General features: G+C 53.7%; 14 protein-coding genes. All 14 read left to right on the top strand.

The genetic code is table 11. The features are described from left to right. On the top strand, positions 1 to 1,062 hold a 1,062-nt coding region (locus Q1K49_RS04910; protein WP_300523462.1), incomplete at its 5' end, for an FtsW/RodA/SpoVE family cell cycle protein. After that, positions 1,059 to 2,204: a UDP-N-acetylglucosamine--N-acetylmuramyl-(pentapeptide) pyrophosphoryl-undecaprenol N-acetylglucosamine transferase gene (locus tag Q1K49_RS04905; RefSeq protein WP_300523459.1), complete on the top strand. Its 1,146-nt coding sequence runs from the start codon at positions 1,059 to 1,061 to the stop codon at positions 2,202 to 2,204. The genes Q1K49_RS04910 and Q1K49_RS04905, both read left to right, overlap by 4 nt. Continuing rightward, entirely contained in the window at positions 2,167 to 3,600 is a 1,434-nt protein-coding gene (gene murC, locus Q1K49_RS04900; protein ID WP_300523457.1) for a UDP-N-acetylmuramate--L-alanine ligase, read from the top strand. Before Q1K49_RS04905 ends, murC begins: the two co-directional genes overlap by 38 nt. Further along, a complete protein-coding gene (murB, locus tag Q1K49_RS04895; protein ID WP_300523454.1) occupies positions 3,578 to 4,510 on the top strand; it encodes a UDP-N-acetylmuramate dehydrogenase in 933 nt (310 codons plus the stop codon). The genes murC and murB overlap by 23 nt, the downstream gene beginning before the upstream one ends. After that, positions 4,482 to 5,279, top strand: a complete 798-nt coding sequence (locus Q1K49_RS04890; protein WP_300523451.1) for a hypothetical protein — start codon at positions 4,482 to 4,484, stop codon at positions 5,277 to 5,279. Before murB ends, Q1K49_RS04890 begins: the two co-directional genes overlap by 29 nt. Next, positions 5,276 to 6,640 (top strand): cell division protein FtsA, encoded by a 1,365-nt coding sequence (gene ftsA / locus Q1K49_RS04885; protein ID WP_300523448.1) that lies wholly within the window; start codon positions 5,276 to 5,278, stop codon positions 6,638 to 6,640. The genes Q1K49_RS04890 and ftsA overlap by 4 nt, the downstream gene beginning before the upstream one ends. A 46-nt stretch (positions 6,641 to 6,686) precedes the next feature. After that, positions 6,687 to 7,838, top strand: coding sequence for a cell division protein FtsZ (ftsZ, locus tag Q1K49_RS04880; RefSeq protein ID WP_300523445.1), 1,152 nt, complete (start codon positions 6,687 to 6,689; stop codon positions 7,836 to 7,838). A 58-nt stretch (positions 7,839 to 7,896) separates the two neighbouring features. After that, on the top strand, positions 7,897 to 9,414 hold the full coding sequence (locus tag Q1K49_RS04875; protein ID WP_366146038.1) for a radical SAM protein: 1,518 nt from the start codon (positions 7,897 to 7,899) through the stop codon (positions 9,412 to 9,414). 186 nt (positions 9,415 to 9,600) lie between these two features. Next, positions 9,601 to 10,215: an SPOR domain-containing protein gene (locus Q1K49_RS04870; RefSeq protein WP_300523439.1), complete on the top strand. Its 615-nt coding sequence runs from the start codon at positions 9,601 to 9,603 to the stop codon at positions 10,213 to 10,215. A 36-nt stretch (positions 10,216 to 10,251) separates the two neighbouring features. After that, complete coding sequence (locus Q1K49_RS04865) at positions 10,252 to 11,481, top strand: molybdopterin molybdotransferase MoeA (RefSeq protein WP_300523436.1); 1,230 nt, start codon at positions 10,252 to 10,254, stop codon at positions 11,479 to 11,481. 53 nt (positions 11,482 to 11,534) lie between these two features. Then, on the top strand, positions 11,535 to 13,415 hold the full coding sequence (locus tag Q1K49_RS04860; RefSeq protein WP_300523434.1) for a substrate-binding domain-containing protein: 1,881 nt from the start codon (positions 11,535 to 11,537) through the stop codon (positions 13,413 to 13,415). Further along, positions 13,403 to 14,374, top strand: a complete 972-nt coding sequence (gene moaA / locus Q1K49_RS04855; RefSeq protein WP_300523431.1) for a GTP 3',8-cyclase MoaA — start codon at positions 13,403 to 13,405, stop codon at positions 14,372 to 14,374. Before Q1K49_RS04860 ends, moaA begins: the two co-directional genes overlap by 13 nt. 2 nt (positions 14,375 to 14,376) lie before the next feature. Further along, positions 14,377 to 14,859, top strand: a complete 483-nt coding sequence (moaC, locus tag Q1K49_RS04850; protein WP_300523429.1) for a cyclic pyranopterin monophosphate synthase MoaC — start codon at positions 14,377 to 14,379, stop codon at positions 14,857 to 14,859. A 167-nt stretch (positions 14,860 to 15,026) separates the two neighbouring features. Next, positions 15,027 to 15,570 (top strand): MogA/MoaB family molybdenum cofactor biosynthesis protein (locus tag Q1K49_RS04845; protein ID WP_300523426.1); only part of this gene is annotated, 544 nt, incomplete at its 3' end.

The following is a 15,570-nucleotide window of genomic DNA, read 5'->3' as shown; positions in this document are numbered from 1 at the left end:
CCTCTTCTGTGGCTCATTCCGATGCTTCTTTGCGGTGTCGGGATCGTGATGATCGCGTCCTCGTCCAGCGGGGCGGCCATTGATGTTTATGGGAGCCCCTATGCTCTCGGAGCCAAACAGTTCGTTTGGCTTCTCATCGCTTTGGGTGCCATGGTCTGTGGATATGCCATTCCTGTAGGATTTTGGTACAGAACGAGCGGACTCTTGTGGATATTGGCGCTCATGTTGGCGCTTCTTACGCTTTTCACTCCTCTCGGCGTGACTGTCGGTGGGGCTCGGAGGTGGCTTCGTCTCGGACCATTGCCTATCCAGACATCGGAACTTCTTGCCTTCACTCTCGTGATTCACGTGGCGAAAAAAATCACAGGAGAGGAACAGGAGCGAAGCGAAGCTTTCCGACGCTGCATGGGAATAGTCCTTCTCACTCTGCCCTTGGTGCTTCTGCAGCCTGATATGGGAGGAACTCTTCTCCTTCTCGCGCTGGCCATGGGGCTTTTCGTTGAGGCTTGGGGTTGGTTTTATCCTCTTTGTACGGGTGCGCTGTCCCTCTTGGCAGTTGCCCCTCTGATCCTTTTCAAAGGGTATCGCATGCGCCGCATCCTTGCACTTGTTGATCCCTGGTCTGATCCATTAAACACAGGATTTCAAGTCATTCAAGGATTGATTGCCTTTGCCAACGGAAATTTGTGGGGTTTGGGGGTTGGGCACGGTCTTCAGAAGCTGCAGTACCTTCCGGCGGCACATACAGATTTTATCTTTGCTGCCATTGGAGAAGAACTGGGGCTGCTCGGTACGCTTTTTGTTCTCTTTCTGTTCTTTCTGTGGATTTGGAGGGCTTGGTCCGTATATATCCTCCTTCCGTGGGGATTTGAACGGTCACTCTTGTGGGGAATGGTGCTTTCCATCGTGCTTCCTCTTCTCATCAACGTGGGGGGTGTCACCAAGGTTATCCCGTTGACGGGGATACCACTCCCCTTTGTCAGCTACGGAGGAAGTGCCTTGGTCATGGCCTGGATGCGGACGGGCATTATTTTGCGTCTGGCCAGGGAGAGCCGATCGTGACGCAGCACGTGGAGAAAGAGCGCGTGCCTTTTCTTCTCGTCTCCGGGGGAACCGGGGGACATCTCTGGCCCGCGATTGCTTTCGGGGGATGGATGGAAAGACATTGCAGAGGACACCAGCCGGTATTTCTCTCCGGACAACGGAAACTGGAGCAAGAGATTTTTCAAGCGTGCGGCGTCCCCTATCTCTCTCTGAATATAGTTGGTTCACCGTTGGATTTCTCTGCGACAAACCTCCTTCAAAGATGGTATGCTTTGGGAGGAGCGGTAAGAACATCCGTAAAATTGCTCAAAGAGCGCCATTTCGGCGCGGTGTTGCTTTTTGGTGGATATGTGAGTTTCCCCATGCTTCTCGCAGCTCTTCTATGCCGTGTCCCTGTGGCGATTCATGAACAGAACGCCTACGCGGGAAAAGTCACTCGCTTGGCGGCTTTTTTTCGGGTTCCCGTGCTAAGCGGGTGGTCTGCGTGTCGTCCGTTGTCGAGAGATTTTTTCACGTGTGTCGGCGTTCCAGTGCGGCGGTTTCGGCATTTGCAAAATTCCGAGGCATGGAATACACTTGTGCGCGGTGTGGTTTTTCGGGAGGGACCGACGATCCTCATTTTTGGAGGGTCGCTGGGAAGCCGGAAACTGGAGCAATTGGTGCGTAATATAGCTCAGTTGCCCCCTTTTCGCGAATGGACGTTCCTTTTCGTCACGAAAGGCGACAACTTGCCGAAGGTGGTGGGGAACTGTGTCTTTGTTCCTCAGCGTTGGGATCCGTCGCCATTTTACTCGCTTGCTACTGCTGCTATTGTTCGAGGAGGCGCATCCACGCTAGCGGAAATGAAAGATCAACGTATTCCCTGTGTGGTCGTTCCTTGGGTGCATGCCAGTGACGCGCATCAATTGTGGAATGCTCGAGCCTTTGTGGATGCCGGCGGAGGGGTGCTCTGGCAGGAGAATGAATCCATGGCTGCCTTTGGCGCGGCGCTTCTTCACGTTGTGAAAACGATGCATGGTCGAACCGGAACCTCCAATGATACGACTTCATCAGAATCAGAAAGAATTTGTGAACATCTTTACGAAAAAGTGATCGCGTTGACCATGAAGGGAGATGTCCCGAATGGAAGGACAAGGACTCATGCTCAAGAGCCTTCATAACGTGCACCTCATGGGCATTGGTGGTGCTGGAATGAGTGGTCTCGCTCGGCTTCTCCACGAGATGGGGTTTGCCGTGAGCGGATGTGATGTGACGTCCACGTCGTATGTGGAGAGAGTTCTCGAAAGAGGCATTCCTGTTTCTCTCGGGCATTCCGCAGACCATCTGGAAAATTACGGCGTGGAGCTTTTGGTATATAGCAGCGCCATCGCCCCCACGAACCTCGAACTGCTTACGGCTCGGGAACGCGGTATTGCCGTTGCGCGGAGAGCTGAAATTCTCAGTATGCTTTTCAATGAAAGACAAGGAATCGGTATTGCGGGTACGCATGGCAAGACAACGACATCTTCGATGATAGGCTTAATTCTCGAGACGGCAGATCTCTCACCTACGCTCGCCATTGGAGGCGAGCTCTGTGATATCGGAGGCAATGCGAAGCTCGGCGGTGGAGCTTGCATGGTGGCGGAACTCGATGAAAGCGACGGTTCCTTTGAACTTTTTCATTGTCAGATGGCTGTTGTGACGAATGTTGACTGGGATCATGTGGACCACTACCCGAATCTGGACAGTGTCAAGGATGCTTTCGTTCGTTTTCTCGGGCATGTCAAACCAGAAGGCATTTCTGTTCTTTGTGCCGAGGATCCCGGTGTGGCGGCTATTCTTCCGCACGTGAAAGGAAAGAACATTCTTACGTACGGATGGGGAAAGGGATGGAATTGGGGAGCCACGCACGTTCACCATATACAGGGCGGAGGTGTTTCCTTTATTGCGCATAAGAATGGAGTTCCCATGGGAGATATCGTTTTAGGGCTTTCGGGCGAGCATAATGTTCTGAATGCCCTTTCCGCATGCGCAGTTGCCGATACTTTGGGGATTCCCTTTGCCGTGACGAAAAAGGCACTGCGCGTCTTTCGCGGTGCCAAACGACGGTTGCAGTATGTTGGAAGTATCGGAGATGTGCAGATCTACGACGATTACGGTCATCACCCGAACGAGATAGCGGCCACTCTCCGGGCGGTTCGGAGTATTTTCCCAGGCCATCGCCTCATTGCGATATTTCAACCTCACCGATATACCCGCACAGCCGCCATGTTCGGCGATTTTGCCAAAGTTCTTCCTCTTGCAGACGAAGTCTTTCTCCTGCCCATCTATCCAGCGGATGAAGAACAGACGGATGGCGTTTCCTCAGTGCTCATCGCTGATGCGATGGAATGCGAGGGGCATGCCTGTCATTTCTGTCAAAACATGAAGGATGTGCAAAAACAGATAACTGCGCTTGTTCGCAGCGGTGATGTCATTTTGACCATAGGTGCCGGGAATGTATGCCTTCTCGGCCCGAGACTCTTGCAAGCGTTACGGGAGGGAGTCTTCGAGAATGCAATGGTCGTCGGTGCTTGAGCGCGAGTTCGGCGCCGTCTTTCACAGAAATGAAGAGCTCGGAGCCTATACCACATGGAAAGTGGGCGGGGCGGCGGAATTTTTTTGTTGCCCGAAAGAAGAAAAATTGCTTGCCTCGATTTTGAAGGTCCGGAGTAAACAAGAATTTCCTCTGTGGATTTTTGGAGGCGGAAGCAATGTTCTTATTCCGGACGAGGGGCTGGAGGGGCTTGTCCTTTGCACCCGAGGGCTTGATTCTGTTCTTTTCGAGGAAAAAGGGAATGGGTATGTGGAATGTGTCCTGGGTGCCGGAGTTTCTCTCTCGCACTGGCTGGGGGAATCCTGCCGAAAAGAGCTGAGCGGAAGTGAGTTTCTCACGGGAATTCCAGGTACAATCGGTGGGGCTCTTATGGGGAATGCGGGTTCCCGAGAGCGTTACATTGGTGAACTCGTTCAATGGGTGGAGACAGTCGAACCGGACGGAGAACGCGTTCGCCACGAGGGCAAAGAAATTGTCTGGGCGTATCGCTTTTGCGGTCTTTCGGATTCGTTGCGTGTGATTTCCCGGTGCGGCATGCTTCTTCGTAAGAGCGATCGGGAGACGATACGAAGGAATTTTCTTCATTACGCGAATTTACGTCGAGGGCAGCCTCATAATGTGAGAACGGCAGGGTGCGTGTTCAAGAATCCTCCCGGTGAATTTGCTGGAAAGCTACTTGATCGGGCAGGATGCAAAGGGATGAGATGTGGCGACGCAGTAGTTTCTGTGCGCCACGCGAATTTCATAGAGAACAGAGGAAATGCCAGAGCAGCGGATATTGTTACCTTGGTAGAAGAGTGCCGCCGTCGGGTTTATCGGGCCTGTGGCATTCTTTTGGAACCAGAAGTGCGATTCTTGGGAGATGAATGGGGTTTCTTGGAAAAAGATTAAATTATGGTTTCTCCTGGTCGCTTTTTTGGGAGGGGTTGCCTGTGCTGCGGAGGAGCACTTCCAGTTTTTCCGCCTTCGCGGTTTGCGCATGTCGCTTCAAATAGGCATCTCAGAAGTTGAGTTATTGTCGCTCATTCCCGATACAGAAAAGCGTAATTGGCTTCTTTTCTGGCTTCATGCGAAACATATGGCGGATTACCTGGAAAGCATGTACCCTCTTCGGACGCGGATTTCCCTTACCGGATGGGGCTTTTTCGAATGGAAGTGCCGTCCCCTGGCCCCTTGGTTCGTCCTTCGTTGGCAGGGAAAAGAATGGTATGTGGACGAGGAAGGTCTTTTGTGGTCGACAGATCTGCCGGAGAATAACATCGTAAAGGGCATTCGGCGACCATCAGGGCCCGCGTTGTTGTGGGGCGAAGAAATGCCGTCACCGCAGGCGGTTGTTCCTGAGGATCGTCAAATTTTTCGGTCGCGATTACCTCTTGGAATGCTGGAAAGCTGGAAGAAGACGTTGCAGCTCATCGGATGGTTTCCGCTTCTCGAAGAATGGGCAGTACACAAGAGAAGCGGTACTGAAATCGTCACTCTTCGGATGACACTGGAAGGACGGCGTATTCTTCTGGTGATGGACGGCCGAGATCAGCGTTGGGAGGATTTGAAGGGAGCGGTGGATGTTATCGTGCGGGACCTTACGCCGCAGCAGGATGCCGTCTATCTCGTAGATGCCACATATGATGATAAAATCGTCGTGAGGAAGAACTACGAATGACACGACGCCCGCATTTATGGAAGAGAGCGGGGAAGGGAGCGGATGATGCCGTGATCGCGGAGCCTGAGCTCCTTGTGGGGCTGGACATAGGAGCAAGTAAGGTTGTGGTCGTTGTCGCCGAAAGAGACGGCACGTCCGGTGAGGCTCAGATCATAGGGATTGGACAGGCTCTTTCCAGGGGTATTCGGAAAGGCCTTATTGTCAATCTCGAGCAGGCGGTGCAGTCCGTACGTCATGCCGTTGAGGATGCGAAGAACATGGTCGGTCTTCCCATCGCGGAAGCTACGGTCTCTTTTGGCGGAAGCGACGTGACGAGCATTCGTTCTCGGGGCATGATATCCCTTGGTCGTGTTCCACGGCAGACGACCATTCAGGATATCGAGCGCGTCATTGAGGCTGCGCAAACAGAGGTGAACGTAGCTTCCAATCAGTGCATTCTTCATACAATTCCCGTTGAATATTCGATTGATGGACACAGCGGTATCGACGATCCTCTCGGCATGACGGGAGTCCGGCTTGAGATGGAGTTGCAGTCCATCATCTTGCCCACGGCGGTGGTGCAGAACGTGGTTACCTGCGTGCAGAGGGCGGGACTCCGCGTTCAGGGAATGATCATCAAACCTTTGGCCGGTGCATTGGGAGTTCTCACGAATGAAGAGGCCCTGGCTGGAGCGTCGGTGGTGGATGTCGGAGGAGGCACGACGGGCGTTGCCGTGTATGCCGAGGGAAAACCGAAGCGTCTCTCAGTGATTCCCGTCGGTGGAGATCATATCACCAACGATTTGGCCTGCGTCTTACGGATTCCTATCAGTAAGGCAGAAGCGGTGAAGCGGGAAGTTTCGCTCGACGAGAATCCCGAATCGCTTGTGGATGAGTTGGAATTCGAAAATCGAGGCAAACGGTTCGTCTGCACGGTTAAAGAGGTTGTGGATGTCATCGCCTGCAGGCTTGAAGAACTTTTCGGAACACTTGTCGCCAAAGAAATCGCAGAATCCGGCGTGACCATGCTTCCCGCCGGCATTGTCCTCACAGGAGGAGTTGCGAAGACGGACGGGATTGATCAATTCATCTCCCAGGTAGTGGATCTCCCTGTGAGAATTGCTCAACCGCTCGATATCCATCGCATGCCTCCGGGAAGAAACGGTTTGGAGTATGCGGCGGCCGCAGGTGTCATCCGTTATGTGCTCGAAAAGGAGCGCAACGCGTTTCGGTATCTGGAGCCGGTTTTGTCTGTTCCCGGAGCGCCGGTTTCAGGTGAGCGGACGAATCGAAGTGCCGGGGTGAAAAAATCATCTCAGGGCGGGACATCTTTTCGCGGCATCATCGATTCCATAAAGAAAGCATTGAAAGAATTATTTTAAAGAGTTGCGGTTTACCCACCAGATCGTGTCACAGGGGGTTGGCGGAATGGCAGGCATTGGCGATATGTTTGAGATTGACAGAATGCACCGGCAATACCGCGAAGTCATCAAGGTCGTTGGTGTCGGTGGTGGAGGGAATAATGCGCTCAACCATATCATCCGTAGCGGTATCGCCGGTGTGGAGTTCATTGCCGCCAATACCGACATGGCGCATCTTGAAAGGTCAGAGGCCGAATCGAAGATTGCGCTTGGCACTGAGCTCACGAGAGGTCTTGGTGCAGGAGCGAATCCGGAAATTGGCTTTAAGGCGGCGAAAGAGTCGCTCGATGAACTCAAAGCACTTCTTCAGGGTGCGGATATGGTCTTTCTCACCGCAGGAATGGGGGGGGGCACGGGAACAGGTGCCACTCCTGTCATTGCCGAGGCGGCGAAGGAATCCGGTGCTCTCGTCGTTGCAGTGGTAACTCGTCCTTTTGCGTTTGAAGGGCGAAGGCGAACGAATCACGCAGGGGCGGGCATTCAAACTTTAAAAGAGAAAGTCGATGCCCTCATTGTTATTCCGAACGACAGGCTTTTGCAGATCGCAGACAAAAACACGCCTCTTTCCGAGGCCTTTAAGCTTGCAGACGAGGTTTTGCGCCAGGCGGTACAGGGTGTGACGGATCTTATTCTGCGTCCCGGGCTTGTCAATGTTGATTTTGCCGATGTGAGAACCGTCATGAGCAATGCAGGATCTGCGATCATGGGAATCGGAGAGGCACATGGCGACGGAAGAGCAGCCATGGCTGCCCGTACCGCCATCAACAGTCCCCTTATGGAGAACCCCATGAACGGAGCCAAGGGAATCCTGTTTAACGTCACAGGAGGTCCCAATCTCGGCATCGTCGAAGTCCAGGAGGCTGCGCAGGTTATCACCGAGGCGGCCGATGAGGATGCGACAATCATCTGGGGACATGTTCTTGATCCTCAGATGGAGGATAAGATACAAATAACGGTCATTGCCACGGGATTTTCACCTACTGGTGGCGCTCCGACAGGGATTGCGCCGGGGAAAAACACTCGAGGCAAGGGGCGCATTGAACTGGAGGAATCGGAGGTCCGTTCGGTCCTTGAGGACGATCTCTTTCGCATCAAGGATATGCCACGCAGCGATCTTGACATCCCCTCCGTCGTGAGGCGACGGAAGAATCCAAAATAACGATGCGTCTCTTGCTTTCCGGTGAGAGAACATCCCCTCGCTTTTTTGAAAGGGACGAATGACGACAGAGACGAAAAAGAGCAGTAGGGCATTCTCAAAATTGCAGCCCGGAAGGGAAAGGCTCCTGATCCCTCTCAAAGAAGGGGGAGATCCTCTTTGGGCGTTGTTTTTCCCCGCCTCCTATTCGGTGGGAATGGCGAATCTCGGTTTGCATTTGGTCGTGAGGATGCTCAAATCGCTTGGAGTGGGGGTGGAGCGTTTTTTTGGGACCTCCGCCCCCTTTTTCTCTATGGAAAATCGAAGGAGTCTTGATTCGTTTCCAATCGTTACGGCAAGTATTTCCTATGAGGCGGATCTCCTCCATTTCGTCAAGGCTCTTGTTGCGGGAAACGTACCACTCCGTTGGGAGGATCGAATGGCGTCATCCCGGTCTCTCGTCGGAGTCGGAGGGGCTCTTTGTGGTATCAATCCAATGGCTTTTGCGGCCATGGCGGATTTTGTCGTTCTTGGCGAGGGCGAGACGGTCATTCCATTTTTGGTGGAGGAAACCAGGCGTTTTCTCCGAAGTGGAGACAGGTCGTCCTTTTGGAGAGCGTTAGCTTCCAGCCCGGCTTTTTTTGTCCCGCCCGTACATGTTCCGTTGTTGCGAAACGGGAATGCCGTTACGCTCATGCGCAGCACTGTCCCCGATCTCAATATGTTTCCCGGAAGCAGCCTCTGGACGACACCGGAGAGCGTGTTCGGGGAGACGTTTCTGCTTGAGCTGCAGCGGGGATGCTTCAGGAAATGCTCCTACTGCACCCTTCCCGTGTGTTACTCGAAGCCGAGGCGGCGGAGGATGGAGACGCTTCTGGACTTCCTTGAAACCTGCCCTCCCGACGTTGCACGAGTAGGGCTCGTGACCCCGGAGGCCGGAGATTATGATGACTTGGATGCGTTATTGAACGCTTTGGCGGAAAGGAACAAAGGAGTTTCGTTCGCTTCCCTCCGAGTGGACAATCTCACGGAAGGGATGATAAAGGCTCTCGTGAAGGGTGGTCATACCAGTATTACCGTGGCACCCGAGGCTGCGAACGATACGTTACGTCGACAGTGCGGAAAACATTTCGATAATGCGCTTCTCCTCAGAAATCTTGAAATGGCAAAAAAAACAGGAATCCGCAAGGTGAAACTTTATTTCATGACAGGGCTTCCCGGAGAGACCGACGAGGATCTCCGAGCCATTGGTGATCTGGTCGAAATCATCCAAGGAAAACTACGTCTTGATGTCGTGCTCTCCGTGAACACGTTTGTGCCGAAACCGTTCACGCCATGGAATGCGCAGCCTTTTGTGGGAGAAAAGGAAGCGAAGCGTCGACTTCAACTTGTTGAACGATCCATTCGGAGCGTCAAAGGGCGGGGCGGGTGTACGTTTCGCCCCGGAAGTGCCCGGGAGGCCGTGTTGGAATATACCATCGCGCATCTCGCATGCGGGGACAGTGAACGTCTGCTCCAATGGGGAGAAAGAGAACGGGCGCCGTTTGTGGCTTTTCTCGGGACTCCTTCTCCAGAGCTTCTCCCTTTGACAGTGCTTTAGTGCGACGTGCCTTTGGTGAGCTGCCCTTGGCAGAAATCCGATTTGTACCGGAGACGAGAAAGCACGCGAAAGATTCTTTCTATATGAGGTGTGCAGCGGCTCCCAGAACCTTTCCGGTGCGATCATTTCGGAGGTGAATCTTTGATGAACGCACGAAGGAGCAGGCGTTATAAAATGAGGCGTCCAATGTTCGCTTTCGGGCAATTGATGTTGCCCATCGTCGGCATCATTGCCGTGGGACTTCTTGTGATTGGAGTGAAACTGTTCTTTCTGCCCACGTCGAAAGGCGGTTCTCTTTATCAGCCCGAGGTATCCCGTTCCGTCACTGCAACTCCCACACGTTCTCTCCAGCCTGAAGAATTGGACAATCCCTCTGCTTCCAACACTGCTTCCGTACAGAATGGAGATGGACCTGTCGCCATCCCTGTCGGACAGTCACAGGCCACAGGCGTTACACCTTCCACAAAAACGAATGGACAAAAGCAGACAGTCGAGAAAACTGCTGTACCGGCAAAACCTGTTCCGGGGAGTGGAAAACCGGTAACAACAACGATACCGCCTCCCACAAGCGGAAACTGGACTGTTCAAATTGGCGCCTTTACCGATAAGGGGCAGGCGGAACAACTGGCGGGCAAAGCACGCAAAGAAGGATATACGGTGCTCGTCGCTCAGGGAGATGTCAAAGGTGTGTTGTATTATCGCGTGCGGATCGTCGCGGGGAAAAGCCGCGGTGAAGCCCTCGAACTGGAGAAAAAACTGAAGGCGTCTGGGTATCCCACCTATGTCGTTCCTCAGAATTGAACGTCTCTCCAAAATCACTGTAAGGAGCGATTCGGCATGGCGGGTTTCGTGCATGCGTTGTCCTCGCGGAAGGAGGCCCTGGAAAGAGTTGCCGCATCCTTGGGTTTTCCCTGGAAAATAGAGAGTGAATTTCTTCCCCTGCAAAATTCTCTGGGGAAACTTCTTGCCGAAGACATTCGTACGCAGGAGGCGACTCCCGTTTTTTCCCGAAGCCTTCGGGACGGATATGCGGTGAGAAGCGCCGATGTGATCGGCGCTTCATCCTCTTCACCTGTTTTTTTGGACGTGCGGTTTGATGTCCCTATGGGTGTGCTTCCGTTGCAGGAGGGACTTCCCTATACCGCTGCGGGGATTTATACGGGAGGGGTATTGCCAAAGGGATATGATGCGGTAATCATGCTCGAAGATACAGATCGCAACGCGTCCCTTCTTGAAGTCCGTCGCTCCCTTCAGGAGAGCGAAAACGTTCTTCTTCAAGGCGAGGAATATGCTCCAGGAGACGTCGTCCTCAAGGAGGGAACGCGGATCGACTATAGAACAGTGGGCCTTCTTGCGACATTGGGTATTGTATCTGTACCGTGCAAGGTGCTTCGGATTGGTATCCTCAGTACGGGTGACGAGATCGTTTCTCCGGAAACTGCTCCTCTTGCCCCTGGGGCTGTTCGGGATGCCAACGGCTGGATGTTGCAGGCACTTCTTCGGGAATACGGTTTTTCCGTTTCCTATTTCGGAATTGTGCGCGACGATGAGTCTTCTCTCCGCCATGCCGTGGAGAAGGGACTGGAGCAATGCCAGGTTCTTCTCCTCAGTGGAGGCTCCTCGGTGAGCAGCCGTGATCTCTGCTCCGACCTCTTCGCCTCTTTCCCCTTGCCGGGTTTGATCGTGCGCGGTCTCAACATGAGCCCTGGAAAACCAACTCTTATTGCAGGGGATATAAAGAGAGAAAAACTTCTCGTGGGCCTTCCCGGGCATCCTCATTCCTGTACGGTCGTAGCGCTTGCCGTTCTTCTTCCCTTACTAGACGCATTGGCCGGCGTCTCGAACCGGGCACGAAGAACGCTCTTTCTCTCTCTGGGAGATGACATAGTGGGCAGAACAGGTGTGGAGGAGTTTTTTCCGATTTTCCTGAAAGATGGTCTTGTTTATCCCATTGCGAGCAAATCCGGTTTTGTCGGTTCCTTTTCCAGCGCGGAGGGCTTAGTGCGCCTCCCGGAGAATCGGGAAACGGCACGGCGGGGAGAGGTGGTGGAAATTTGGTTGCCATGAAATCCGGAGCAGAGCCTGGGCACGAGGAATCAAGGCAGAGGGAACATATTTCCTTGGCGGAAGCGATGGAAATATTGTGCGGCGAAGTCTTTCCGCACCTGCGTCGACGTGTCGTGAAGACTCTTTGCCGGGATGCGCAGGGACGCGTCCTCGCAGAGGATGTGCTGGCCAGGCGCAATGTCCCCCACTATCAGGCGTCGGCCGTCGATGGATATGCGCTTTCTGCCGCGAGGACCAAGGGGGCGAGTGCCTCCTCGCCTGTGGAGATCGACGCCACGTCGTGCCTGTGGGTCAACACGGGCAATCCTGTTCCCGAGGAATTCGATTCGGTGTTGATGGTAGAGGATGCGTCACCTCTCTCCGATGGTACCCTTCGAATTTACAAGAGTCTCCCCCTGGGGGCCAACGTTCGCCCGGTGGGGGAAGACGTCATGCGAGGGCAGATTATCGGCAAGAGGGGTGAACGAGTAACTCCCATGTCCGCCGCGTTGTTCCTCGCCGCAGGCGTTCTGGACCTTCCTCTTTCGGAACCACCTGTCGTCACCATGATTCCCACCGGTGATGAAATAGAAACGCCGGAAAAAATGGAGGACGTGCCGCTTCCAGGTCGTGTTGCCGAGACCAACTCCACGATGATAGCCGGATTTCTCCGTGAGTGGGGAGTTCCCTGCACGATTTGTCCGATTGTCGCCGATGACAGGGGCCGCCTTGAGGAGGCCGTGCTCGATGGAGTGAAACGATCGGACATTGTGTTGATAGGTGCTGGAACCGCGAAGGGCAAGAGAGATCATGCCGAAGCGGTGTTGGCATCGTTGGGGACGATCCTTTTCAAGGGGCTTCGCATGAAGCCGGGACGCCCGGCCATTCTCGGCATGGTGCAGGACACCCCGGTCCTCTGCCTTCCAGGTTTTCCCATGTCCTCGGCCGTGGTCGCCTGGAGCATCCTCTATCCTCTCGTCCGTTGGTTCTTGTTCGGTCAGGTACCCGCCGAAGGGGATCTTCTCCGGGAGGCTCTTCGGGCCGTTCCTGAACCTATGAAGCTCCTTATGCCCCATTCCTCTCCCCAGGGGATCGCGGAATGGCTACGCGTCAAAGGTGTCGAATTGGATGGGGCTCGTTATGCCGTTCCTTTGCCTTCCGGATCCAGCGTCATGTGGGCAATGGCCGAGGCGGATGGTTTCACGCTTCTTCCTCCGGAGCAGTTTGAACTCCCGAAGGAGGCCCTCGTCAATGTTTTTCTCACGAAAGATATTTCCTGGAAAACAAGAATTCTCTTTCAGGGATCGAATGATCCTGCGTTGGAGCACCTCCTCCCCTTGTTGCGGGATCGTGGGGGCGATATGGTCATTCGTTCGGTGGGAAGCTTGGGTGGTCTCACAGCACTGCGCCGGGGTGAAGGACATGTCGGAGCATGTCATTTGCTCGACCCGGAGACGGGGGAGTACAATACCCCGTTCATACGGCGCCTTCAGGAGGGTGCCTGGAAACGTGTGCTGATCTACTGGCGGATGCAGGGAATCCTTGTGCCCCGGAGCAACCCGAAAGGTATCTTTTCCGTGGAGGATTTCTCGAGAGAAACGGTTCGTATCGCCAACCGCCAGCCTGGAGCGGGCACAAGAGTTCTGCTGGACGCTCTTTTGCAAGAGAAAGGTGTTTCTCCGGAGAATGTGAAGGGATATGGCGTGGTGTGCACGACGCATCTCGACGCAGCCTCTCGGGTTGCCTCGGGATCTGCTGATGCCGCTCTTGGAATCAAGGCTGCCGCTGATGCATTTGGCCTGGATTTCCTTCCCCTTGCTGAAGAACCCTACGAATTGATTATCCCGGAAAAATATCTTTCGCATCCTGGCATAGAGATACTTCTCGTCTGTCTTCAGAATTCCGAGTGGAAGCATCGGGTGGAACTGCTTGGAGGCTACCGATGGCCAGCCTGATCGGTTCTCTGGGACGCTGTTTGGATTACGCCCGGCTTTCCATCACGGACCGTTGCAATCTCAGATGTCGCTATTGCATGCCGGAAGAAGGGATACCTTGGATTGCGCATGACGATATCCTCACCTACGAGGACGTGCTCTTTCTCATAGACATTCTCCAGGATCTGGGCATCAGAAAAATCCGCATTACTGGTGGAGAGCCTCTTGTCCGCAAGGGTATCGCTTCCTTCCTGGCGATGCTGAAACCAACCTTTCCGAACCTGCGCTTTGCTCTGACGACCAACGGGATTCTCTTGGAAAAGTACGCCGAAATTCTTGTGGATGCAGGTTTTTCAGGAGTCAATGTGAGTTTGGACACGCTTGATCCGGAAAAGTTCACCTTCGTCACTCGGGGAGGAGATCTTCGGCAGGTTTTTCGGGGAATCGCACGTGCGGCTTCTGTGGGGATTTCAATAAAAATCAATACGGTCCTTATTCAGGGATTCAACGATGGAGAAATCCTCCCTCTTTTGGAGTATGCACGTGAGATAGGAGCTCTACTGCGTTTCATTGAGTTCATGCCTTTGGATGGAGATGTCTGGAGCGAAGGACGTTTTCTTCCGGCAGAAATAATCCTTCAGCGCCTCCCGGAGCCGGATATGTGGCATTTCATCGAAAAAAAAGATCATAGCGAAGGGCCTGCAATGTATCTCCGCCATGAGAAAACGGCACAGCGAATCGGGATCATCGCGGCAGTGACGCATCATTTTTGCGATACCTGTAATCGACTCCGTTTCAGCGCTGACGGAGAAATCAGATCCTGTCTGTTCAGCCGAAAAGGAACCTCTCTCTTTCTTCCTTTGCGAACACGAGAGCGAAATGCGGTGAAAGAGCTGATCGTGAGAGTGGCACAAGAAAAACCAAGGTGTTGGAAAGATTTGCTTGATGGCGAAAGACACATGTCGCGTATTGGAGGATAAACATGGTTTTTAATCATCTTGACAAGGAAGGTCATCCCGTAATGGTGGATATCGAGGGAAAAGCCCCATCGAAACGCGAGGCGACCGCCGAGGGATGGGTGCATCTTCCGAGGAACGTGTATGACGCAGTCGAGAACAATGCCGTGGCAAAGGGTGATGTGTTGCAAATCGCCGAACTGGCGGGAATCCAAGGCGCCAAGCGAACATCCGAGTTGATCCCTCTTTGTCATCCTCTCCATCTTGATGCTGTTTCCGTCCGTTGCGAAATGGACCGGGAAAAGCTAGCCATCCATATCATCGCCACCGCAAAAGCGCGGGAGGCTACGGGAGTGGAAATGGAGGCATTGACGTCAGTCTCTCTTGCGGCGTTGACCGTGTATGACATGTGCAAGGGTATTGACAAGGGCATTCGCATCGAGGGCATTCGCCTGCTTCGAAAAAGTGGAGGAAAAAGCGGTTTTTTCGAATGTGAGGTGGACCGATGACTTCTTCCCGTATTCTCAGGCTTGTTTGCCCTTGCCATTCTGAGGATTTTTTTGTCGTCTATCTTCACCGGAATGCGAAAGGGCTCTCCGCAATCAACGGATCTCCCGGAAAGATAGTGCTTTTGCCTCCGGGAAATCCTTTGACAGCCGAGGGAGACGATTTACATGTGATTCTCTCTTGTTTTCCTCAGATGGAAGAAGGCGTGTTTCTCAAACCCGAGGATGACGAAGAGGAATGTTTTCTTCGAGTAGTGCAGTGTTCACCGGCGTCATGCGAAGTGGAGATTCTCCGCTCGGGATTCTTGACGTTGTCCCAGAAATTATCGCCGCTTCGTCCTCTTTCTGTCGGCGTTCTCACCATCAGCGACAAGGGGAGCAGAGGTGAGCGAATCGACACGGCAGGGCCGGCTCTTGAGGAACTCATTCTCGACATCGGCGGCATTGTCCGGCAACGTGGTATCGTTCCTGATGAACAAGACATCATTGCCGGAACGATAAAGCAATGGGTAGATGAAGATGACTGCCATTTGGTCCTCACGACTGGTGGAACGGGGCTCGCTGCCAGGGATGTGACCCCGGAGGCCCTCCTCTCCGTTGCGTCCCGTGTCGTTCCTGGAATCGGTGAAGCCATGCGGGCTTTGACATGGCAGAACGCACCCAGGGCGATATTGACGCGAGGTCTCGCCGTCGCACGAGGCGAATCCCTCATTG

The sequence above is a fragment of the Aminiphilus sp. genome (genome assembly GCF_029975095.1).
Taxonomy (GTDB): Bacteria; Synergistota; Synergistia; order Synergistales; family Aminiphilaceae; genus Aminiphilus.
Note: the sequence above shows the minus strand (reverse complement) of the source record. Positions and strands in the feature narration are given on the sequence as shown.

What these genes read in the sequence shown, in the direction of transcription:
- murC (WP_300523457.1), top strand. Translation starts at nt 2,167, where the DNA reads ATGGAAGGACAAGGACTCATGCTCAAGAGCCTTCATAACGTGCACCTC.
- murB (WP_300523454.1), top strand. Translation starts at nt 3,578, where the DNA reads ATGCAATGGTCGTCGGTGCTTGAGCGCGAGTTCGGCGCCGTCTTTCAC.
- Q1K49_RS04890 (WP_300523451.1), top strand. Translation starts at nt 4,482, where the DNA reads ATGAATGGGGTTTCTTGGAAAAAGATTAAATTATGGTTTCTCCTGGTC.
- ftsA (WP_300523448.1), top strand. Translation starts at nt 5,276, where the DNA reads ATGACACGACGCCCGCATTTATGGAAGAGAGCGGGGAAGGGAGCGGAT.
- ftsZ (WP_300523445.1), top strand. Translation starts at nt 6,687, where the DNA reads ATGGCAGGCATTGGCGATATGTTTGAGATTGACAGAATGCACCGGCAA.
- Q1K49_RS04875 (WP_366146038.1), top strand. Translation starts at nt 7,897, where the DNA reads ATGACGACAGAGACGAAAAAGAGCAGTAGGGCATTCTCAAAATTGCAG.
- Q1K49_RS04870 (WP_300523439.1), top strand. Translation starts at nt 9,601, where the DNA reads ATGTTCGCTTTCGGGCAATTGATGTTGCCCATCGTCGGCATCATTGCC.
- Q1K49_RS04865 (WP_300523436.1), top strand. Translation starts at nt 10,252, where the DNA reads ATGGCGGGTTTCGTGCATGCGTTGTCCTCGCGGAAGGAGGCCCTGGAA.
- moaA (WP_300523431.1), top strand. Translation starts at nt 13,403, where the DNA reads ATGGCCAGCCTGATCGGTTCTCTGGGACGCTGTTTGGATTACGCCCGG.
- moaC (WP_300523429.1), top strand. Translation starts at nt 14,377, where the DNA reads ATGGTTTTTAATCATCTTGACAAGGAAGGTCATCCCGTAATGGTGGAT.